This window comes from Salinimicrobium sediminis (assembly GCF_900215295.1).
In the GTDB taxonomy this organism is placed as follows: Bacteria; Bacteroidota; Bacteroidia; order Flavobacteriales; family Flavobacteriaceae; genus Salinimicrobium; species Salinimicrobium sediminis.
In genome coordinates this window covers 175,453-196,526 of record NZ_OCMF01000002.1, presented here as the reverse complement: position 1 = coordinate 196,526, position 21,074 = coordinate 175,453, and the positions used below count along the sequence as shown (strand labels likewise).

Annotated in this window: 22 protein-coding genes and 1 tRNA gene; 9 read left to right on the top strand and 14 right to left on the bottom strand. The window is 40.5% G+C overall.

The window, feature by feature from the left end; all coding sequences use genetic code 11:
• Window positions 1-80 precede the first annotated feature (80 nt).
• Window positions 81-1,535 carry a TonB-dependent receptor gene (locus CRO16_RS08670; protein ID WP_097055997.1) on the top strand — a complete coding sequence of 485 codons (1,455 nt, stop codon included), beginning with the start codon at window positions 81-83 and terminating at the stop codon, window positions 1,533-1,535.
• A gap of 68 nt (window positions 1,536-1,603) precedes the next feature.
• Here CRO16_RS08670 and CRO16_RS08665 read toward each other — a convergent pair whose 3' ends face one another.
• Window positions 1,604-2,080, bottom strand: coding sequence for an SRPBCC family protein (locus CRO16_RS08665; protein WP_097055996.1), 477 nt, complete (start codon window positions 2,078-2,080; stop codon window positions 1,604-1,606).
• A 197-nt stretch (window positions 2,081-2,277) separates the two neighbouring features.
• On the opposite strand from CRO16_RS08665, the gene CRO16_RS08660 reads away from it, so the two are divergent.
• Complete coding sequence (locus tag CRO16_RS08660) at window positions 2,278-3,117, top strand: phosphatase PAP2 family protein (RefSeq protein ID WP_097055995.1); 840 nt, start codon at window positions 2,278-2,280, stop codon at window positions 3,115-3,117.
• 61 nt (window positions 3,118-3,178) lie between these two features.
• Window positions 3,179-4,672, top strand: coding sequence for a S10 family peptidase (locus CRO16_RS08655; RefSeq protein WP_097055994.1), 1,494 nt, complete (start codon window positions 3,179-3,181; stop codon window positions 4,670-4,672).
• Between the two features lie 81 nt (window positions 4,673-4,753).
• Here CRO16_RS08655 and CRO16_RS08650 read toward each other — a convergent pair whose 3' ends face one another.
• Window positions 4,754-5,575, bottom strand: coding sequence for an HAD family hydrolase (locus CRO16_RS08650; RefSeq protein ID WP_097055993.1), 822 nt, complete (start codon window positions 5,573-5,575; stop codon window positions 4,754-4,756).
• A 76-nt stretch (window positions 5,576-5,651) separates the two neighbouring features.
• Window positions 5,652-5,828, bottom strand: a complete 177-nt coding sequence (locus tag CRO16_RS16170; RefSeq protein ID WP_179670516.1) for a hypothetical protein — start codon at window positions 5,826-5,828, stop codon at window positions 5,652-5,654.
• A gap of 46 nt (window positions 5,829-5,874) precedes the next feature.
• Between CRO16_RS16170 and CRO16_RS16165 the strand changes: the two genes are divergently transcribed.
• The gene (locus tag CRO16_RS16165) at window positions 5,875-6,051 is read left to right on the top strand and encodes a hypothetical protein (RefSeq protein ID WP_179670515.1); all 177 of its coding nucleotides are present in this window, start codon (window positions 5,875-5,877) and stop codon (window positions 6,049-6,051) included.
• A 211-nt stretch (window positions 6,052-6,262) separates the two neighbouring features.
• Here the strand turns inward: CRO16_RS16165 and CRO16_RS08640 are convergent, their stop codons facing one another.
• The 4 genes from CRO16_RS08640 to CRO16_RS08625 form a co-directional block, all read right to left on the bottom strand.
• Window positions 6,263-6,724, bottom strand: a complete 462-nt coding sequence (locus CRO16_RS08640; protein WP_097055991.1) for a COG2426 family protein — start codon at window positions 6,722-6,724, stop codon at window positions 6,263-6,265.
• A gap of 211 nt (window positions 6,725-6,935) precedes the next feature.
• A complete protein-coding gene (locus CRO16_RS08635; protein WP_097055990.1) occupies window positions 6,936-7,190 on the bottom strand; it encodes a GIY-YIG nuclease family protein in 255 nt (84 codons plus the stop codon).
• 98 nt (window positions 7,191-7,288) lie between these two features.
• A complete protein-coding gene (locus tag CRO16_RS08630; RefSeq protein WP_097055989.1) occupies window positions 7,289-7,543 on the bottom strand; it encodes a GIY-YIG nuclease family protein in 255 nt (84 codons plus the stop codon).
• 45 nt (window positions 7,544-7,588) lie between these two features.
• A tRNA-Arg gene (locus CRO16_RS08625) sits at window positions 7,589-7,662 on the bottom strand.
• 350 nt (window positions 7,663-8,012) lie between these two features.
• Here CRO16_RS08625 and CRO16_RS08620 point away from each other — a divergent pair.
• The 4 genes from CRO16_RS08620 (at window position 8,013) to CRO16_RS08605 (ending at window position 12,991) form a co-directional block, all read left to right on the top strand.
• On the top strand, window positions 8,013-9,893 hold the full coding sequence (locus CRO16_RS08620; protein WP_097055988.1) for a flavohemoglobin expression-modulating QEGLA motif protein: 1,881 nt from the start codon (window positions 8,013-8,015) through the stop codon (window positions 9,891-9,893).
• The gene (locus CRO16_RS08615; RefSeq protein WP_097055987.1) at window positions 9,890-10,939 is read left to right on the top strand and encodes a glutathione synthetase; all 1,050 of its coding nucleotides are present in this window, start codon (window positions 9,890-9,892) and stop codon (window positions 10,937-10,939) included. Before CRO16_RS08620 ends, CRO16_RS08615 begins: the two co-directional genes overlap by 4 nt.
• A 91-nt stretch (window positions 10,940-11,030) precedes the next feature.
• Entirely contained in the window at window positions 11,031-12,080 is a 1,050-nt protein-coding gene (locus tag CRO16_RS08610; RefSeq protein ID WP_097055986.1) for a glutathione synthetase, read from the top strand.
• Window positions 12,081-12,091: 11 nt separating this feature from the next.
• Window positions 12,092-12,991, top strand: a complete 900-nt coding sequence (locus CRO16_RS08605) for a M14 family metallopeptidase (RefSeq protein WP_097055985.1) — start codon at window positions 12,092-12,094, stop codon at window positions 12,989-12,991.
• Between the two features lie 9 nt (window positions 12,992-13,000).
• Here CRO16_RS08605 and CRO16_RS08600 read toward each other — a convergent pair whose 3' ends face one another.
• The 6 genes from CRO16_RS08600 to CRO16_RS08575 form a co-directional block, all read right to left on the bottom strand.
• Complete coding sequence (locus CRO16_RS08600; RefSeq protein WP_097055984.1) at window positions 13,001-13,342, bottom strand: hypothetical protein; 342 nt, start codon at window positions 13,340-13,342, stop codon at window positions 13,001-13,003.
• A 91-nt stretch (window positions 13,343-13,433) separates the two neighbouring features.
• A complete protein-coding gene (locus tag CRO16_RS08595) occupies window positions 13,434-14,597 on the bottom strand; it encodes a lactonase family protein (RefSeq protein WP_097055983.1) in 1,164 nt (387 codons plus the stop codon).
• A 114-nt stretch (window positions 14,598-14,711) separates the two neighbouring features.
• Entirely contained in the window at window positions 14,712-15,083 is a 372-nt protein-coding gene (locus tag CRO16_RS08590; RefSeq protein ID WP_097055982.1) for a sensory rhodopsin transducer, read from the bottom strand.
• Window position 15,084: 1 nt separating this feature from the next.
• Complete coding sequence (locus CRO16_RS08585; RefSeq protein WP_097055981.1) at window positions 15,085-16,680, bottom strand: alpha-amylase family glycosyl hydrolase; 1,596 nt, start codon at window positions 16,678-16,680, stop codon at window positions 15,085-15,087.
• Complete coding sequence (locus tag CRO16_RS08580; protein ID WP_097055980.1) at window positions 16,677-18,317, bottom strand: alpha-amylase family protein; 1,641 nt, start codon at window positions 18,315-18,317, stop codon at window positions 16,677-16,679. The genes CRO16_RS08585 and CRO16_RS08580 overlap by 4 nt, the downstream gene beginning before the upstream one ends.
• A 9-nt stretch (window positions 18,318-18,326) precedes the next feature.
• Complete coding sequence (locus CRO16_RS08575) at window positions 18,327-19,292, bottom strand: TIGR03885 family FMN-dependent LLM class oxidoreductase (RefSeq protein WP_097055979.1); 966 nt, start codon at window positions 19,290-19,292, stop codon at window positions 18,327-18,329.
• Window positions 19,293-19,486: 194 nt separating this feature from the next.
• Here CRO16_RS08575 and CRO16_RS08570 point away from each other — a divergent pair, with 194 nt between their 5' ends.
• Window positions 19,487-19,960: a hemerythrin domain-containing protein gene (locus CRO16_RS08570; RefSeq protein ID WP_097055978.1), complete on the top strand. Its 474-nt coding sequence runs from the start codon at window positions 19,487-19,489 to the stop codon at window positions 19,958-19,960.
• Here CRO16_RS08570 and corA read toward each other — a convergent pair.
• On the bottom strand, window positions 19,955-21,037 hold the full coding sequence (gene corA / locus CRO16_RS08565; protein WP_097055977.1) for a magnesium/cobalt transporter CorA: 1,083 nt from the start codon (window positions 21,035-21,037) through the stop codon (window positions 19,955-19,957). The genes CRO16_RS08570 and corA overlap by 6 nt on opposite strands.
• Between the last annotated feature and the right edge of the window lie 37 nt (window positions 21,038-21,074).

Genomic DNA, 21,074 nt, shown 5'->3' with positions numbered 1-21,074 from the left:
TTAGCCCTTCATTTTAGTACCTTTGATGTGATTATGAGGGGTTCCGAAACGGGAACTCAATTTTGACAAAAAATTCAGCTATGCCAATAACTATAATGGGTGACCGGGAGTTTGAAAACGTTCCGTCAATAAAGAGCAAGGCGTTACGTATCAATCTCAACGAAAATATATATGGAACTTTTTCTGAAATAGGTGCGGGACAGGAAACTGTTCGTAATTTTTTTAGAGCAGGAGGAGCTTCGGGAACCATAGCCAAAGCCATGAGTGCCTATGACAAGGACTTTAGTGATGCGATCTATGGTATTGAAGATGATCGCAGGTATGTCACCGAAGAACGTCTTAAAAAGATGCTTACTCATGAAACAAATCTTATTGAGCAAAGGATCTCCCGTGAAAAACATCCGAATAAACTTTTTTTTACCTACGCCAATACCGTTGCAACCATTGACTTTGCAAAGAAATACAAAGGTCACGGCTGGGTAGGGATCAGGTACCAGGTGCATCCGCAGGAGGATTATAATGAGATCATTCTACACGTGCGTTTCCATGAGAACGATGCGCGGTTGCAGCAAAACACACTCGGAATTCTTGGGGTAAACCTTATTTATGGAGCCTATTATAAGTATGACAGCCCTAAGAAGTTACTTAGATACCTTTACGATCATATAGATAAAGACCAAATAGAAATTGATACCATCAACTTTTCGGGACCCCGTTTCGAAAATGTGGATAACCGCCTTATGAGCTTGCAGCTGGTTAAAAATGGAATGACCGAGGCTGTAATGTTCGCACCGGATGGAAACAATGTGTTACCCGCAAAGATCCTTTACAAGAAGAATATCCTTGCTCTTAGAGGGAGTTTTAGACCGGTAACCAAGGTTAACATGGACATGTACAAACGTTCCATGGAGCTATTCCTCAAAGAAAACCGGGTTTCTGAAGAAAACACAGAGGTAATCTTTGAAATTACCCTTTCCAACCTGAGGGCCGAAGGAGAAATTGACGAGAGAGATTTTATGGACAGAGCCGAATTACTGTGTTCCCTAGGTCAAACCGTGATGATCTCCAATTTCCAGGAGTACTATAAGGTTGTAGAATACTTCTCCCGCTATACCAAGGAGAGAATGGGACTTGCTATGGGAGTAAATAACCTGGTAGATATTTTCGATGAGAAATATTACAGGCATCTTAGCGGCGGAATTCTTGAAGCCTTCGGAAAGCTGTTCTTTAAAGACCTGAAAGTCTATCTGTATCCTTTTAAAGACAAAGAGACAGGAGAGATCACCACCAGCGAAAACCTGAAGGTGCATCCAAGAATGAAGGAACTCTACAAGTTCTTCAAATACAACGGAAAAGTGGTGGATATTAAGAACTACGATCCGGAGATCCTGGATATCTTCTCCAGGGAGGTACTTCAAATGATCGCCGAAGGCAAACCTGGTTGGGAAGAAATGCTTCCTGAAAAAACAACGGCGATGATCAAGGAACACAATCTTTTTAGTCACCAAAAACAAAAAGCCGCACAAAAGATCTAGAAACTATAATAAATGATCCGTCTCAAGTGTTTTACAGACCTTTGTTATAGAGGTTAAAAATGGCATTTTTAGGCGGATCTTTCTTTATAGGAACCAAAAATTTCCAAAAGTTTCTTTTGACGGAAGTTAAAAATCTCTTCCAGCTTTTTCCTCACTACAGGTTTATGGACCAACCGGCCTAAAATTCCGAAAGGAAGTTTATAATCCACTATATCTTCCATTTCTACTCCCCCTTCAAATTTCCTGAAGAAATGTTTGTGATGCCATAGCGCGTAAGGACCAAAGCGTTGTTCATCTACGAAATACAATGGTTCCTGTACATGTGTGATCTCTGTTACCCATTTTGTTCTTATACCTGCCACGGGAGTAACGATATACTGTATGATCTGTCCGGCAAACATAGGCCTATCGCCTCCCGCAGTGATATCAAACCCCATGTAGGGAGGAGTAATGACCTTTAAATTTTTTGGATCTGAAAAAAATCGCCAGGCTTCCTCAATGCTTATCGGTAATTTTTGTGTGCTATGCAGGCTGTAAATCGTCATCTTTTGTTTTTTACAAAATTACTTATTGTTTAAATAATTCAATGTTAATCTAAACATATAAATTTTAGTTTTTTCTTTCGTGGTCTTAGATTTTTTCTGAAAATTTTCTGAAAAGCTGTGTTATCACTCTTATAATTGAGTTAATCTCTAAGGAACACGGGTATAAATCTCCGAGCTTTGGAAAAAACTTATAGAAAATGAATCGAAATTTTATAGCACTATTTCTTCTTTTTGCTTTTTCCCTATCCACTTACTCCCAGAATACTTCAACCCAATCCAGGAACAATGAATCCCCGTATAAAACAAGCTGGGCCGTTGATGCACCTTATTTAGGTATCAGTATTGGTCTCAACGTGCTGGGTTTTAAATTGATCCAGGATAAAGATCCTCTTACGCTCGAGGAGATGAATGATCTTGATAAGAATGATGTTCCCCGTATCGACCGATTCCTGGCAGGAAATTATAATGAAAATGCCGATGATATAAGCTACTATCCATTTTATGGTTCCTTTGCTGTACCTGTGATCATGATGCTTACCCCCGATCTGAGTCCGCATGCGGGTCAAATCTCCGTACTTTTCGTAGAAAGCATGGCAACTACCGGAGCTTTCTTTACCCTTAGTGCCGGGTTGATAGACAGACCACGACCTTTAACGTATAACACCAGTTTACCGGACGAATTGCGTACCGAAGCCAGTGCACAGAGATCCTTTATTGGAGGACACACCGCTGCCACTGCATCGGCAACATTTTTTGCAGCCAAGATCTATAATGATTTTTATCCGGATTCGCGTGCAAAACCTTATATCTGGACTGCTGCTGCCGTTATTCCTGCTTATGTGGGTTACTTAAGGTCCAAGTCAGGTAAACACTTTCTTACCGATAATATTGCCGGCTATGTTGTAGGTGCTGCCAGCGGAATCCTGGTTCCGGAGTTTCATAAGAAGAAAAATGAAAACTTTAGAATGACCCCGGCAATGGGTGTGGATCTCCGCGGAAACGAATACCAGGGAATTTCATTAGGCTACAGGTTTTAGGGAGATAGCAAACCGTTCTGGTTAATTTTTCTATTTTTAGGTTTTAAACCAAAACCTGAAAATGAAAAAACTTTCCTGTTTAGCTATTTTACTGGCATTTTTCCATGCTGAAGTTAAGGCTCAAAAAGTAGAAATTCCTGTGGATACTACGGTGGTTACCGATCACCGGGTAAATATAAATGGAAAAAGAATAGATTATACTGCGACTACCGGAATGCAGCCGGTATGGAATGATGAAGGCGAAGCTGTAGCCAGCCTTTTTTACACCTATTACAAGAGGAATGGTATTGAGGATGTAAAAAACCGGCCGCTTGTAATCTCTTTTAACGGTGGTCCCGGTTCGGCTTCAGTTTGGATGCACATTGCATATACAGGACCCAGAGTACTTGAAATAGATCCTGAAGGTTTCCCTATTCAGCCATATGGAACAAAAGAAAATCCTCACTCCATCCTTGACATTGCTGATATTGTATACGTGAATCCCGTTAATACCGGTTATTCCAGAGTCATAGAAGCTGAGGGAGACAAAAAGCGGGATCGGGATCAATTTTTTGGAGTGAATGCAGATGTAAAATATCTGGCAAAATGGATCAATACCTTTGTCTCCAGAAACAATCGCTGGTTATCCCCAAAATATCTTATAGGAGAAAGTTATGGTACTACAAGAGTGTCAGGTTTAGCTCTGGAGCTTCAGAATTCCCAGTGGATGTATCTTAACGGAGTGATCCTGGTTTCTCCCACAGATATTGGGATAGAAAGAGATGGTCCTGTAGAGATCGCGAACCGACTCCCCTATTTTACTGCCGCCGCCTGGTATCACAATCTTCTTCCGCAGGAGCTTCAGCAAAGAGATCTGGAGGAATTACTCCCTGAGGTGGAGGAATATGCCATTAACGAAGTACTCCCGGCACTGGCAAAAGGAGGATTTTTAGAAGCGGAGAAAAAGAAGGAAGTAGCTTCAAAAATGGCCAGGTATTCGGGAATTTCAGAAGAGGAGATTCTTCAGCATAACCTGGAAGTTCCATTCGGGTATTTTTGGAAGGATTTGCTTAGAGATCAAAAAGGACTTACTGTAGGCAGGCTGGATTCGAGATATTTGGGCCTTGATAAAAAAACGGCGGGAGACTCTCCTGATTATAACTCGGAGTTAACCTCCTGGCTTCATTCCTTTACACCGGCTATTAATCACTATCTAAGTAACGACCTAAACTTTAAAACAGATCTTACTTATTTCATGTTTGGACCTGTTCATCCATGGGACCGCAGCGGTGATAAAACGGGAGAAAATTTAAGGCAGGCTATGGCTCAAAATCCCAATCTCGATGTGCTTATCCAGAGCGGATATTTTGACGGAGCTACTACTTATTTTGATGCAAAATACACTATGTGGCAGCTTGATCCAAGCGGTAAGATGCAGGACAGGCTGAGTTTTAAAGGATATCGCAGCGGACATATGATGTACCTACGCAATGAAGATCTAAAAAAGGCAAATGATGACCTGAGAGCATTCATTCTAAAGTCTCTGCCTAAACCGGGTGCTCCTGCAATGTATTAATTAAGAAACTATAGGCCAGGCAAAAATGAAGGGTTCCAAAAATGTTATTTTTGGAACCCTTTCCTTCCTGTATTTATAAATTTATTGTTCTGCTTCAACAGATATCTTTTCGAGTAGCTCTTCCAAAATCATTTCTACTCCAAATTCATCATTGCTTTTGGTAACATGAGCTGCTACTTTCTTCACTTCTTCGTGAGCATTTTCCACTGCATATCCAATCCCCGCATGCTCAAAAAGTTCGAGATCATTGAGGTAGTCTCCAAAAGCCATAGTTTCTTCTTTGTTTATCCCGAGATTCTCCTGAAGCGCCTTTAGTGCATTTCCTTTTTGGGCTTTTTTGTCATTGAAATCTATCCAAATTTCCCCGGAAAGTTTTACCTGCAGCTCCCTCTTAAAATGTTCAACGTAAGGCATGGAATTTTTTTCGGCACCCTGGAGGTCACAAATAGTAACTTTTAAAAAGATATCATCTTTTACCTGAAGCAGATCTTCGACTACTTTATATTTTTCATAATGATCTAAAAATGGCTTCATGAATTCAGGCGCCGTGCTTTCAATGTAAGCCTGCTTTCTTCCACAGAGGATCAAATATTTATTTTCAAGTTCCCTTACTTCTTTTATGATTTGATGTACGATCCTTATATCCATGGGTACAAGGTGCTTTTCTTCCCCTCTGTCTATAACAATGGCGCCATTTTCTGCGATATAGATCATTTCATCCTTCACCGGTTCCATACGTTCCCTTAAACTGTAGTACTGTCTCCCGCTAGCTACCGCTAATTTGATCCCCCTGTTCCTTAGCTTTCTGAAAGCTTCAAAAAACCGCTGACTAACCTCATGATCGCTGTTTAGCAGGGTACCATCCATGTCGGTCACAATTAATTTTATCTTTGAATAATCCATACATCTTTTTCTGAAGGGCAAATTTACACAATGAGTAATGGAAGGCAGTAGTTGCTGCGTTAAACTATGGCAAAAGTCAGGGAAGAATTAACAACGCCAAAAAACTAAAGAATAGCATTAAGAGGTCGTTGGATCTTATAGTAGGATTTTTAGAATCCTTTACAAAAGGTGCCGGCGAAGGAAATACAAAATTTTCAAAATTAAGCGGGGTAATGGCGAGGCTTCGGGGATCTTTGATTATGATAGTGCCCATTTGGAAACTTTTTAGCATCTTCAATTATAATTTTAAGAATGGCATTATGAAATGGTATTTTTATATAATCAGCTGTTTCTATATTTTTCCGGTTTTTAGCCAAAGCATCTATACCTCCTCCTATACTCAAACCTGGCCCACAATTTTCAATTCAAAAGTAGAAAAGATAGATCACCGCATTTCATTTGAAGAAAATGCTATTAGTCTTGCGAAGGAAACATGATCGGGAAAAGAAATTGAAACATTTTTTATTCAGGAAATTCAGCAAAACGAGATTTCAGTAAAATATATCTGTCTCACAAGAGGAAATGAAAAAGTAACAGTTGTTAAACCTTTTCGTAAACTAAAGTATATCGACATCTACAGACCTTCAGCTAAAACAGGAGAAGAAGTACAATTCAGGCTCCACCTGAATAATTAAGTTGTTAAGCTGATTAAAAAACCGGTTCTCCTGAAGCAATGATAGTTGCTATCCAGATAAAGACACAGGAAAAGAAAATACCAATGGTGTTTGCCGTAAAAGCAAGTCTTTTAGGAATTCTGAATAAGTAACCGGCTATAGTCCCTGCATAAACTCCGGTTCCGGGAATCGGGATCATTACAAAAAGGATCAGGCCCCAAAAACCATATTTTAAAACTCCTTTTCCCGCACCCTTTTTTGCTCTTTTTGCCACCTTAATTGCATTGGACTTATAGAACCTCCATTTCAGAAAGTGTTTGTTGATAAAATGGAGGAAAAAATACATCACAGGAAAAACCAGCACGTTTGCTATAAAGCAAAAAATAAAAGCAACAACAGGATTTACCCCGTTTAAAATGGCATACGGTATTCCCACTTTAGCTTCTCCAAAAGGAGAAATGCTCCATAACATCGCCTGTATTAATTCTGCCAGCATACCTGTTCTTAAAGTCGACAAAAATATCCAAAAGTATGGGATTTGAACTATGGGTACAATAAAAAATTTTAAGGTTGGATTAGCTCTTTAATAAATTTGATGTGAAAAGTCATAACTGTTTTATAACAAAAAACCCCTCTGAAAAAGAGGGGTTTCTGTGATCGCGAGAGGATTCGAACCTCTGACCGTCCCGCTCCAGGAGCGGGATGCTCTACCCTCTCGAGTGAACGAGTTGTTCGATATACTTTTGCGATTTTCTGGCTTTAATTTCTAACTCACGTTTGTAAGCCGCACTTTTAGTTGCATATTTTTCAGTATAAACAATTTTCCAGTCTTTAGTTTTTGCAGTAAAACCTCTATGGTCGGAAAGATGTTTTTTCAACCTTTCGTCAAGGGAAGAACCTGTATGCCCAACATAGTACTTGTCTAAATTTGCTGAGTAAAGGATGTAGATGTGAAAAATCATAACTGTTATATAACAAAAAACCCCTCCGGAAAAGAGGGGTTTCTGTGATCGCGAGAGGATTCGAACCTCTGACCGTCCCGCTCAAGGAGCGGGATGCTCTACTCTCTTGAGTGAACGAGTTGTTCGATATACTTTTGCGATTTTCTGGCTTTAATTTCTAACTCACGTTTGTAAGCCGCACTTTTAGTTGCATATTTTTCAGTATAAACAATTTTCCAGTCTTTAGTTTTTGCAGTAAAACCTCTATGATCGGAAAGGTGTTTTTTCAGCCTTTCGTCCAGGGAAGAACCTGTATGCCCAACATAGTACTTGTTTAAATTTGCAGAGTAAAGGATGTAGGTGTGAAAAATCATAACCGTTACATAACAAAAAACCCCTCCGGAAAAGAGGGGTTTTTGTGATCGCGAGAGGATTCGAACCTCTGACCGTCTGCTTAGAAGGCAGATGCTCTATCCAACTGAGCTACGCGACCATTAAAGCGGTGCAAATATAATGAGGTTTTTAAAAAAGACAAGCAAAAAGAATAAATTAATTCCCTGCTCGTCATAACTGTATTTTTACCAGAGTATTAGGAGAGACCTTCTGTTTCAACAATGTTAAGTCTATATCATTTTAAACAGATTTTCAAGTGTCGGTTCAGCCTTTTCTCTTTCTCCTTCATATCCAAATGTACTATTAAAAGTTTCCTAAACTTCCGCTAATTACGGTATCCCCGTTCTTTGAAAATATATTAATCGGTTAAATTTACAAAAGAGCTTTAAGCAGGAGTCAAAGTATGGTTTTTACTACTCATTCAACTCCTTAAAAAATTCAAAAAATAATATGGAAACCGGCACCTCAAATAAAAACTCTGTTCTTGAAGAGGCCTCCATTAAAAATATGATTGAAGAGCTTCAGGAAGAGTGCGAAATAGAGAAACATCTTCCGGGAGGAGGATATATTCACATGAGTGATGAACTACCCTACCTGGTGATCTACAGAAGTTCAGACAATGAGCAGGAAGAAGATCGGGCGACCGTAAGATTTGTATTAAGTGAGGCTTCTTTTCTCATTATTGGAAGTAAAAATTCTGAAGGATATAAAAGATTGATGTATTGTCTGGCCGAGGCTATGTCATCTAAATTCAAATCCTTCTTAATGATAGAAATATATTCCGGTGCCTTTGGTTCCCGGAAATTCCGCATAAAAGGTCCCGCCGAGAAATTGCCTTCCACCCTGGAGATGTTTAAAAATGAATTGGACAATCTCACCTCAAAGTACCAGGTCTTAGACCTGGAAACAACAGAAATTGAAAATACTATCGAAAGACAGCCTAAAGGAAAACAACCATTACTAAGCCTGGAGGAAATAAAAGATGCGGGATGTTTATTATTAGGACTTGAAGTTCCACCTGTTTACAGGAATGAAGAAGGAGAAGAATTTCCTGTCTTCTTCCGCAGTTTTAAAGATGATCTGGTAGTAGCCCTTCATAAAGCCATTTTTGAATTCATACGTATTCAAACTTCCAGCGGAGTAAAGAGTTACCAGGCCCTGGGACAAAAAAGCCTTCAGGAGAACGTTCTGGAAATCGACAGGCAACTTAGTGAAATTGAGACTTCCTATCAATTCCTGTGGCTGGTCTCCCCTGCCAATATAAGGCAGATCAAAGAAACCTTTTTTGAGTCTGACTTTGAAAAGGTGCTCAACTACCATTATCGATTACTCCCCTTTGATCCCGATGTACTAAAAAGGAAATTGTACAATTTGAGAATGGAAGATATAGACGATCCTGCTTTGTCACACATCTTCAGGGAAAAAAGGGAAGAGCTGGACCTGCAGATCAGTATGCTGACAGACAGAGGAAGCAAGGAATTCTTCTATAATAGTATGATGTTGTATGGAGATATAGATTCCCACTTGCAAAAGGAAGCCGAGAATCTTTTAAGAGAGGTAAATGAGGTAGAACAGGTTGAGTTTGACAGCATCATGAAAGCCGATGATTTTAAGGCTCTTGCTCATCAGGAATTCGATTATTTCAGAAATCAGGATAAGAACTTTAGCAGTAAAGTTCACGTGCGGAGTGATGTGAATATTTTAATGGTCTCCCAGGGAGAATTATATATCCCGATAGATTATAAATTGAATACCAATGAGACCATTGCTCTTGTTCAGCATGAAATAGGTACTCATGTCCTTACCTATTATAATGGAAAGCGGCAACCTTTAAAGCTTTTATCAATTGGACTTACAGATTATGATACCCTGCAGGAAGGCCTTGCCGTAATGTCTGAATATTTTGTTGGAGGATTGACCGCAAACAGGATGAGAACCCTTGCGGGGAGAGTAGTAGCTTCTGCAGCAAGAATGCATGGTGCAGATTTCCAGGGTATATTCCGGTTGCTACATAAGGATTACAACTTCTCCCCTGCCCGATCTTTTAATATTACATCAAGGATCATGCAGGGTGGCGGCTTTACCAAAGATATCTCCTATTTCAAAGGCATTTTACAGGTAAAGGAATATCTAGAAGAAGGCGGAGAATTGGAGCCTTTGTTAACCGGAAAGTTTGCTTTGGAACATATGCCCATTATCAATGAATTGCGAGACAGACGGGTGTTATTACCGGTTAGCCTTACCCCGAGATATTTAAAAACAGAAGAAACCAACGAGAAAATAAATCAAATCAGAAAGGGGATTTCTCTTTCACAACTAATTAATGCATGAAAATATGTTTTGTAGTTAACAGCATTGAAACTGAAGGAGCAGGAACAACAGTTTACATTATGCACGAAGCCTGGAAACGAGGTCATGAAGTGTATCTTATGGGAGTGGGCGACTTTAGCTTCTCCCAAAATGAAGCTATAAGCATATTGTGCGTAACTCTTCCTAAAAAGTCTGAACCGGCTACCCCCGAGGAAAACCTTGAGCTACTGCAAAGTGATAAAGCAGTAAAGAAAAAGATCAAGGCTACAGAGCTGGATGTTCTTTTCATTAGGAACAATCCAACAGAGGAAGGAACAGATCGCAACTGGGCGGAGAATGCCGGTGTGGCGTTTGGTCGGATGATTCAGCAGGAAGGAGTGCTGGTCCTTAATGATGCTTTTGCACTTTCCCATGCTTTTATTGATAAACTATACTTCGAGGAATTACCGGCTCATATTAAACCAGATTCCCTGATCACCCGTGATAAAGGCGAAATTCTGGAGTTCTTCGAAAATCATAAGAAAAAAATGATCCTTAAGCCTCTTGAAGGTTCAGGCGGTCGCGGAGTTTACCTGATCGACAAGAATGAGAAGAACCTTAACCAGATCATCGAAAATCTCACAAAGGAGGGTTATATCATAGCACAACAATATTTACCGGCGGCAAAAGAAGGAGATGTTAGGGTGTTACTGCTAAACGGAAAAATACTTGAGAAAAATGGCAAATTCGGAATTATTAAAAGAAAGACTTCCAAAGGTGATTTCCGCAGTAATATTTCCCAGGGTGGTACTCCTGAAGCTATTGAGATCACAGACGATATAAGAAAGATCGTAGATACCATTGCGCCGCGATTAATTAGAGACGGGATGTTCTTTGTGGGTCTGGATGCGGTAAAGGATAAATTGATCGAGATCAATGTGCTTAGTCCGGGAGGTTTGGATGGGCTTGCAAAAATAGGAGTTGACAATTTTTCGGATGTTATAGTGGAAGCTATAGAAAGGAAAATTGAATACAAAAAACATTATGAGAAGACCGTTAATAACAGGGAACTCGCCACAATGGTTTAAAGTTTAAAATAAAACCCCATTTACATTTAAGGTTCAATGGGCAATGGATAGAAATATTAAAAATTGAATAAGAAAAATCTAAAATAATTATATGAAAATTTGTTTTGTAGTCAATGATGTGGAAACCGAAACTTGCGGGACCACTGTTTTTCTAATGCAGGAAGCTAGAAAAAGGAATCACGATGTTTATGCCATGGGAGTGGGCGATTTTTATTTCGCACAAAATGAAGCCCTCAGCATCTATTCCACATATGTCCCTAAAAAAATGGAAATTAAGACGCCTCAGGCTTATCTCGAGGCGCTGCAAAGTGATAAAGCTATAAAAGAACGCATCGTGGCTACAGATCTTGATGTGCTTTTTATAAGAAATAATCCTACCGAAGAAGGATCCTCCAGGCAATGGGCAGAACAGGCCGGGGTTGCCTTTGGACGAATGATGCAGCAGGAAGGCGTATTGGTGCTTAATGATGCCTATGCCCTATCCAATGCCTTTATAGACAAATTGTACTTCGAGGAATTACCTGCCAGTATTAAACCAAATTCCATTATTACCCGCAAAAAGGAGGATATTATGGAATTCTTTGAGAAGCACAAAAAGAAGATGGTGCTTAAGCCATTGGAGGGATCCGGAGGTAGAGATGTTTATCTCATAGACAAAAATGAAAAGAACCTGAATCAGATCATAGAAAATCTTTCTGCTCAGGGATATATTATTGCCCAGGAATATCTTCCGGCTGCCAAAGATGGTGATGTTAGAGTACTACTTATGAATGGTCGGGTAATGGAAAAAGATGGCAACTACGGAATTATTCGGAGAGTTACCGGGGAAGGAGAATTCCGCAGCAATTTTAATCAGGGAGGAACCGGAGACAAAAGTCCTTTTACCGATGCGATGAAGAGAATTATTGATGTTACCGCCCCAAAATTGATTCGCGACGGACTCTTCTTTGTAGGTCTGGATATCGTAAAGGATAAGCTTATAGAGATCAATGTTCTTGGCCCAGGGGGCATGGATCATTTTGGAGAAATTGGATTACCCGATTTTTCTGATGTGGTTATAGATTCTATTGAAAGAAAAGTGGAGTATAAAAAATTATACAAAGGCCAGATCGACAACCATGTTTTGGCCACTATGGAATAAAGAAAATATAAATGAAAGACAATTCAAGAATTATAGGAAATTATACCAGCGGAAATGAAGGTCCTTTACTCTTTGTTACGGCCGGAGTACATGGTAACGAACCCAGCGGCGTAAAAGCTTTGGAAAAGGTCTTTGCCGAATTGGAAAAAACAAAGCCGGAGATCAAAGGCAGGATTGTTGGAGTTATGGGTAATAAGTCTGCACTTCAAAAAGGTCAACGATATATAGATGAAGATCTTAACCGCACCTGGACAGAGGATAATGTAAATAACCATGACCCGGAAACACAGGAACAGCGTGAAATGCACGAGATTATTGAAGTGCTGGAACAGTTTCCGGAAGATGTTTATTCAAAAAGGTACTTTTTAGATTGTCATACAACCTCTTCAGACAGCTACCCGTATATTTCTGTGCAGGATGTAAACGATAATGATAGCTGGGCTCAAAAATTTCCCACTTATATAGTCCGGGGTTTTAGTGATATCATTTACGGAGCAATTGACCATTATATGAGCCGAACAGGCCTTACGGGATTCGTTTTTGAAGCAGGACAACATGAGAATCCTGCATCTGTAGAAAACCATGAAGGGGTCATCTGGTTAGCTCTTAAGGAAGCAAACGGCCTTGAGGTGGAAAAACTTTCCTGCTATCCAGAATGTGTAGAGCGGTTTACAGAAAAGAATGCTCCTTCTCAAAAGGTCTTTGAGATTACTTATCGCCATGAAATAAAGAAAGGCGATAGTTTCAAAATGGAACCCGGATTTAAGAATTTCCAGAAGATCAAAAAAGGCCAGTTGCTGGCAACCAGCAATGGCCGTGAAATAGAAAGCGAATGGGATGCATATATTTTTATGCCCCTTTACCAGTCGCAGGGAAATGACGGATTTTTCATTATAGAGGAAGCTGAGTGATCACTCAGCTTACCTCTTTACAATGCCTAAAACTTCCCCTGTTCGGCAGTTGATCCTTAGCAGCTCGTTTGCCTCTACTCCGTATTTACCTGCCGGTACAGAGTAATCTCCCACTTCTTCTCCACTAAAGGAGGTGACCATTTTGATCGTGGTTCCATCCCGAGGATCTGTAAGAGGGCTTATACAGGCATTACTGGTTCTTTCTACTCCCGCAGGAGCTTCAAAACGGTCAGGTACATCCATCGCCTGTCTTTCAATTGATTTCATTGAACGGGTACTTGAGGTGGTGCCGCAGCTCAAAAGCAACAGCAGCAAACAAGCCCCCATTGCAGTGGTGATCTTACTTTTCATCTTAACTGGTTTAGTAAGATTAAATTAATATTTTTTCTAAAGCTTTTTAAAAAAATATTCCGCGGTTAAAAAAATCAGGGAAGAGATGAAATTATAGGAATTCCAGGCAAACCGGGGTCTTGACTTCGTATGGATCAGCTTTTTGAAGAAGATTTCCTGTGCTCTCATCTATCTCAAAAAGTACAACACTGTTTGAATCCTGATTGGCAACATAGAGATGATCTCCTGAAGGGGAAAGCGCAAAATTCCTGGGAGTATCTCCCTGTGTTGAAAAATGACCTGAAGCCGAAAGCCTTCCGTCATTTTCCACCTTAAAACCTGCAATTGAATTATGTCCCCTGTTGGAAACATATAAGTACTTTCCGGAAGGATGAAGATGTATGTCTGCTGTTGAGTTCTTACCTGAATAATCCTCAGGAAGGGTAGAAATATTCTGCAGTATTTTCAGTCCCCCATTTTTTAATACTTCAAAAGCAGTTACTGTACTATTCAGTTCATTAACTGAATATGCCGTTTTTCCATCTTCAGAAATCGTAAAGTGCCTGGGGCCTGAGCCTTTTTCCAGGGAGACAAAAGCCTGTTCATTAGGGGTTAAAATTCCTTTTTCAGAATTGAAATTATAGATCCATATTTTGTTATTGCCAAGATCAGCTATATAGGCGCTCTTGTTATCTGCAGAAATGGTCACTGAATGAGCATGTGATCTTTCAGGATTTTCCAGATCAACCCGCTGCTGTTTTTTTAGAGAACCATCTTCATTTATACGATATACCATCATTACTCCCCCCATGTAATTAGAGACAAAGGCGAAATTTCCTGTTTGGTCCAGTGCTATATGCGCAGGCGCGAAACCTTCAGTACTAAGTTTGGAGATCTCCTCAAGAGAATTATTTTCAATTATTTTAAAGGAATAGAAATATCCGCTGGGTGCATCGGCACTTCCCAGTTCACTAACGGCGAACAGAAATTTGTCATTTTTGGAAACCTTTACAAAAGATGGATTGACAACTTCAGCAACAGTGCTCTGAGACATGATCTCCCCTGATTCAGGATCTAATTGGATAGCGATTATTCCATCTGCCTGTCCATCCACATGCCCCTCTTTTTTGGTATAGGTACCTGCGAACATGGTATTCATATCTTTATTTTCAGAAGCTTTTGTATATGTTTTATCCCCTGCTATTTCTGAATTTTTACAGCCAAGAAAACCAAGGATAATTACAAAGGCGAAAAGTCTGGAGTGAAATATGGGCATCGGAAGATTTTCTATAAAGCTAAGAATTTTCCCACAAAATCATCTCCAAAAATGAGGTTTTTGACAGGTCCTTTTTTAAAATCTGGTTTTTGATCAAATTAGTGCTGCTCCTATTTATTCCGAATAAGCAATGGTGGTCAAAAGTGCATTTTCTGCCTGCCTTGAATCAAGGCGGGTATGTTGCACAACCACCGGAATGGAAGATTCTATCACACAGGCATAATCTGTTCCTAAAGGTACAGGCGCAGGATCTTTTAGATCATTGAACCTTAAATGTTTAGTTCGCTGTGCCTCCACGGTTACTTTATATGGCCCCACAGGATCTTTATCTGAAAAATAAATGGTTAGCTCCACCTTAGCATCCTCATTCGAGGTGTTGAGAATGCAGGCTGTTTCATGACTTGTGAATTCCGGTTCCTTTCCTGTACCATATTCGGGTATATAGCCTTCAGCGATCACCCAGGTCTTCTTTCCTAATGCTCTCATGTTATTTTAATTTTATTAGCAATCCCATATTAGGGGCTATTTTTGTTTTATTTTTTAATTCTTTGCCTTCCATTTCCGGATGTGTGGAAATTAATACGCTGCCTTTCCACTCCAGTTCCGGTTCAAAAATTATTTCAGAAGTACCTAAATTAAGTACCACCAGGAATTTTGAATTCTTATGCTCCCTGATGTAAGACAGGAGATCTTTTTTTGTAAAAACAGGAGTGTATTCTCCAATGTTCAATGCGGCTTCCTCAGCTCTTAATTTTAGAAGATCCCTGTGAAGCTTGAGCATAGAACCTTTTTGATCCCATTGCCTTTTTACATTCACCTCTTTAAAATCATCACTTAGCGGAAGCCATGGTTCCCCTTTGGTAAAGCCGGCATTTTGAGAATCATCCCACTGCATAGGGGTGCGTTCAGGATCCCGGCTTCGACCCACTCCGGGTTCATTGAGCGCCTGGGGATCTTTAATTTTATCTTCAGGAATGTCCACGTCTTCCATTCCCAGTTCATCTCCATAGTAGATGGTGGGAGTGCCTCTAAGCGTTAGGAGCATCATAGCTGCTATTTTTGCCTGCTCCTTCCCCACTCTGCTGGCTATACGCGATTTGTCATGGTTTCCTAAAACCCAGTTTGGCCAGCCATTTTCGGGCAATGCCCCTTCATATTCATTGATGGTGGCATTGATCTTTTCAGCATCCCATGGCAGCTCCAATAGCTGAAAATTGAATGGCAGGTGCGCTCCTTCATTGTTATGGCCATAATAGGTAACTAATTTAGAGATGGGCAGGTAGATCTCCCCAATAAGCAACCGTTCATCAAATTCTTCTATGACATTTCGCATTTTGGCCACAATCTCATGTACTTCATCCTGATCTGTAGAATAAGCGGGAATAAGTTTATTATAGGAAGACATGTCTTTGGAATAATCGGGATTTGGTGGATTATTTCTGAACTGTTCATCCTTGATCATGTGCCACATCACATCAACTCTAAAACCATCAACCCCTTTCTTAAGCCAGAAACGCATAGCATCAAAAACAGCTTTTTGCACCTCAGGATTTCTCCAGTTTAAATCGGGCTGTTCCTTCAAAAAGGCATGGTAGTAATATTGGCCTGTAGTTTCATCATATTCCCAGCCCGAACCTCCAAATACACTTAGCCAGTTATTTGGTAGTCCGCCGCCCTGTGCAGGATCTTTCCAGATATACCAGTCACGCTTGGGATTGTCTATGGAACTTTTAGATTCCTGAAACCAGGGGTGTTGGTTTGAGGAGTGGTTTGGCACCAGGTCCAGAATAAGCTTCATATCCCGTTGATGAACAGATTTAAGCAGCTCATCAAAATCTTCCATGCTTCCAAACATTTCATGTATTCCGGTATAATCACTTACATCATATCCAAAATCGGCCATGGGAGAAGGAAAAACAGGTGATACCCATACTGCCTTGACCCCGAGGTCCTGCAGGTAGTCCAATCTGTTAATAATTCCTTTGATATCTCCAATTCCGTCACCATCACTATCCTGAAATGACCGGGGATAGATCTGGTAAACTACTCCCTTGTGCCACCATAAATACTCTTTTTCTGTCATAAGAAATTGTGTTTTTTGTGCATCCATCTGTAACCGTAAGCTGTTAGTCTCACTTCCGGTTTTTCAGGATCAAAACTTTCATACCTGATGTTTCCAAAGACATCTACTACATCTTTAAATTCATCTTTATCTATTTCCAGTTTAATAGTTATTTCTTTTCCCGACATGTTGTGAAAGGCTATTCCCATTCCTTTATCCGATTTTACGTAATGACCCAATACGTGAGGATCGCCGGTGTCTATGATATTATTACGGCCCCAGCCGAATTCAGGAAATTCTTTTCGGTAATCAATGGCCTTCGAGATCCAGGTAAGAAATGATTCCGGATCTCTTAATTGATCACTTACATTTACTTTTTCATAACCGTAATCCCCTCCGGAAATGACATTTCTTATTAGATTTTCTGTGGGTGCTGTGGAGAATCCGCCGTTTTTCTCATTAGACCATTGCATGACGGTACGAACACTGGACCGACCTTCCATAGAAAGATCCTCTCCCATTCCAATCTCCTCACCATATCGCAGTACCGGCGTGCCGGGAAGGGTGAATAAAAGACTGTGCGCCAGTTCCATTTTTTTCCGGTCATTGCCCAGAATAGAAGCCAATCTTCTTCTGATTCCGCGGCCGAAGATCCTCATATTTTCGTCCGGCGCAAAAACTTTAAAGACCTCCTCCCTTTCATTCCGGCTCAATTTATCGAGGTTGAGCTCGTCATGATTCCGAAGAAATGTGGCCAGCTGTTCTTTTTCAGTAATTTCAATAGGCATTCTTTGTAAAGCACGGGACAACGGAGTGGCCTCTTCTCTAGCGAAAGCGAGGTAAAGGAAATTATTCACGTAAAAATTGAAGAGCATATGCATTTGATCTTCATTTCCCAGGTATTTGTTGTACTGGTTAGGGTCGAGATCGACCTCGGCCAGTAATATGGCATCCGGTTTTTGAGTCTCAACAAAAGACCGGAAGTTTCTAAAGATCTCATGTGGATCTCCTTCAAAATCCATTCTTCCCTTTTCCTTGAACATATGAGGAGCTGCGTCTATCCTGAATCCTGAAATTCCCATTTTAAGCCAGAAATGCATGATCCTGAAGATCTCTTCCTGTACATCGGGATTGGCAAGATTAAGATCGGGCTGGTGTGGATAAAAGGAATGGAAGTAATATGCCTTGGCTTTCCTATCATATTTCCAGCTGGTAGCATCTTCCCCATCTTCGGCCATCATGTTGCGTTCGGGATCTTCCGGTTTTTCATCTAGCCATATATAGTAATTCCTAAATTTCGAATTTTTGTCTTCCCGCGATTTCTGAAACCAGGGATGTTCAATCGAGGTGTGGTTTACGGCGAGATCAATGATCACCCTAATCCCTACTTCTTCCGCAGCGTCTATCAACTGCGCAAGGTGGCCCAGGTCTCCCAGCCTGGGATCTATTTTGTAATAATCCTTTACATCATAACCGTTGTCGCGGTTAGGAGTATCGAATATGGGAAGAAGCCATAAACAGGTTACCCCCAGGCTGGAAAGGTAAGGCAGGGCATTTTTTAAGCCCTTAAAATCTCCTGTGCCGTCACCATTTGAATCCTTAAAGGTTTCTACATCCAGCGAATAGATCACGGCATTTTTATACCAATATTTGTTCATGTTGGCTAATTATTGTTGTTGGAAATTGGGAAGCACTTCCTTTCCGAAGAAATCGATATAACTTTCCTGTTCTTTATTCACGTTATGAATGATGATCTTTTCAAATCCCATTTCTTCATATTCTTTAATCCTGTCAATAAAGATCTCTGCACTATCTCCAATGATCACGTGCTTTTCCAGATCTTCTTTCCTGGTATTCATACCCAGAGCATCAAATTTTTCGGGGCTGTCAATATCTGCTATGAGCTTGCTAGGGTAAATGTTATTTTTCCATTGTTCCCAGGCTCCGTCCAAAGCTTCTTCCCGGGTTTTTGCATAGGAAATCTGCACTTTTAAAGCCATAGGTTTATTCGCACCATCTGTACCTCTAAACGCTTTTACCATTTTCTCCAAATCCTCTAATGGTTTAGAAATGGTAATCATCCCATCTGCCCAGGAAGAAAGCCAGGCTGCAGTTTTTTCAGTGATTGCTGCTCCAAAAACTGTGGGAATGTGAGTGGGTTTGGTAAATAGTTTAGCTCTTTCAACAGTAAACATTCCTTTGTGATTGAGATAATCCTCCTCCTGCCAAAGGCGCCGCATCACTTCCACTGACTCCTGTAATCTTTTGTTTCTGTCCCTTTTGGAAGGCCATTTCTCCCCGGTAATATTTTCATTCAACAGTTGCCCGCTCCCTGAACATAAAAAGAATCTCCCGGGGAACATTTGATCTAAAGTAGCAACGGCCTGGGCAATAATAGCAGGATGATATCTTTGACCCGGAGCATTTACAATTCCGTATTCCATAGAAGTAGCCTGCATAGCCGCTCCCAGCCAGCTCCAGGCAAAACCGCTTTCCCCCTGCAGGTCGCTCCAGGGATGAAAATGATCTGAAGATAATACTGCTTTAAAACCTGCAGCCTCGGCTTTTTGTACCAGTTCTAGTAAATGGCGGGGAGAAAATTGTTCATGAGAGGCGTGAAATCCTATTTTCATTGGAATTGATTTTAATTCAAAAATTCATCCTGTTTCTTCTAAATTATAAAGCTTTCAAGGATATTGGAGGGTTTAGGATATTAAAAAAAAGATAAAATCTATTTCCTCCTTCCAATATTACACCATACATGACCTGTATCATAAGGCCTTGCCGACAAGGGGCTTAACTTTGCCGTCAATCCATATACAACAACATGACAAAGCCTATTGTTAGACACGAAGCCTTGAAACCGTTGAGCCGAGACCACCACCATGGCCTTTTGCTGTGCTGGAAAATAAGAGAAGGGATAAAAAAGCAGGTATCACCCGCGCGTATTAAGAATTACACAGATTATTTCTTCACTTCCCAGTTAAGACCACACTTTAGATTTGAAGAAAGGGAGATCTTTCCGCTTTTAGGAAGCTACCATTCAATGAAGGAAAGAGCAGTCAACGAACACAGAAGACTGGAGTTCCTTTTTAAAGAAGAAGCATCGGTAGAAATTTTTACTGCTATTGAGACCGAACTTAACCGGCATATCAGGTTTGAGGAAAGAGAACTTTTTCAGGAGCTTCAAAAGACAGCTTCTAAAGAGGCTCTTCAAAACATCACAAATAAGGAGGAAGAGGTGCGTACCCCCGATCCTGAAGACTGGGATGACAAATTCTGGCTAAAGGAAGAATCATAACCAGTGTTTGCGTTTGAAATAGAACAGCATCCCCAGCAACATAAGGAACATTACGCCCAATAAAATAGGATAACTGAATCTATACTCCAGTTCGGGCATGTATTCGAAATTCATTCCGTAGAGACCTGCGAGGAAAGTTAGCGGAATAAATATAGAGGCCATAATGGTCAACACCTTCATCACCTCATTCATTTTGTTGCTAATGGTGGTCATGTACATATCCATTAAGCCCCAGGTCATTTCCCTGTAGATCTCAATGTTTTCTGAAACCTGGATCATGTGATCGTAAAGATCCCTAATGTAATTGATGGTTTGTTCCTGTACCAATTCATGATCTACCTTCTCAAGCCTGCTCACCACTTCCCTTAATGGATTCACCGCCCGTCTTATCCTTAACATAGTGCGTTTTAATTCCTGAATTTCAAGAGTAATATCATCATTTGGTTGTGCATTGAATAAACGTTCCTCCAGACTCTCAATCTTATCACTCATCTCCTCTACCACCACGAAGTAATTATCTACTATGGCGTCTAAAAGGGCAAAAACAAGGTAATCTGCTCCCCTGCTTCTAATGCGGCCTTTGGCATTGCTAAGCCGTTCCCGTACCCCGTCAAAAACATCTCCTCCCGCTTCCTGAAAGGTGAGTACATAGTTCTTCCCGAGAACAATGCTAATGTGTTCATTTTCCAATCTCCCGTCTTTACGGTAATAGAGCATCTTGGCAACTATGAAAAAATAATCTCCATATTCATCAATTTTTGGCCGCTGATTGGTATTCACTATGTCTTCAATGATCAACGGGTGGAGTTCATAATATTTCCCCACCTTTTCAATTTCAGCTGTATTGCTAAGTCCGTCAATATTGATCCAGGTGGTGCGGTCTTCGGCTTCAAATTTAAAAGCGTCTTCGGGAGTTTTAGAGGTAAACCTTTCAAAGTTATCTGCATTATAATCTATCACTTCAAGGGTCGTTTCCACCTGTTCCTTACTACCCACATATGTGACAGTGCCCGGAGCCTGGTGAAGTGCTTTTGTGGACTTAGGTCTTTTGGAGAGGTGACGGATTCTTTTTACCATAGAGAAATTTGTTTCCTTAAAAGTAAGAATATTCCCT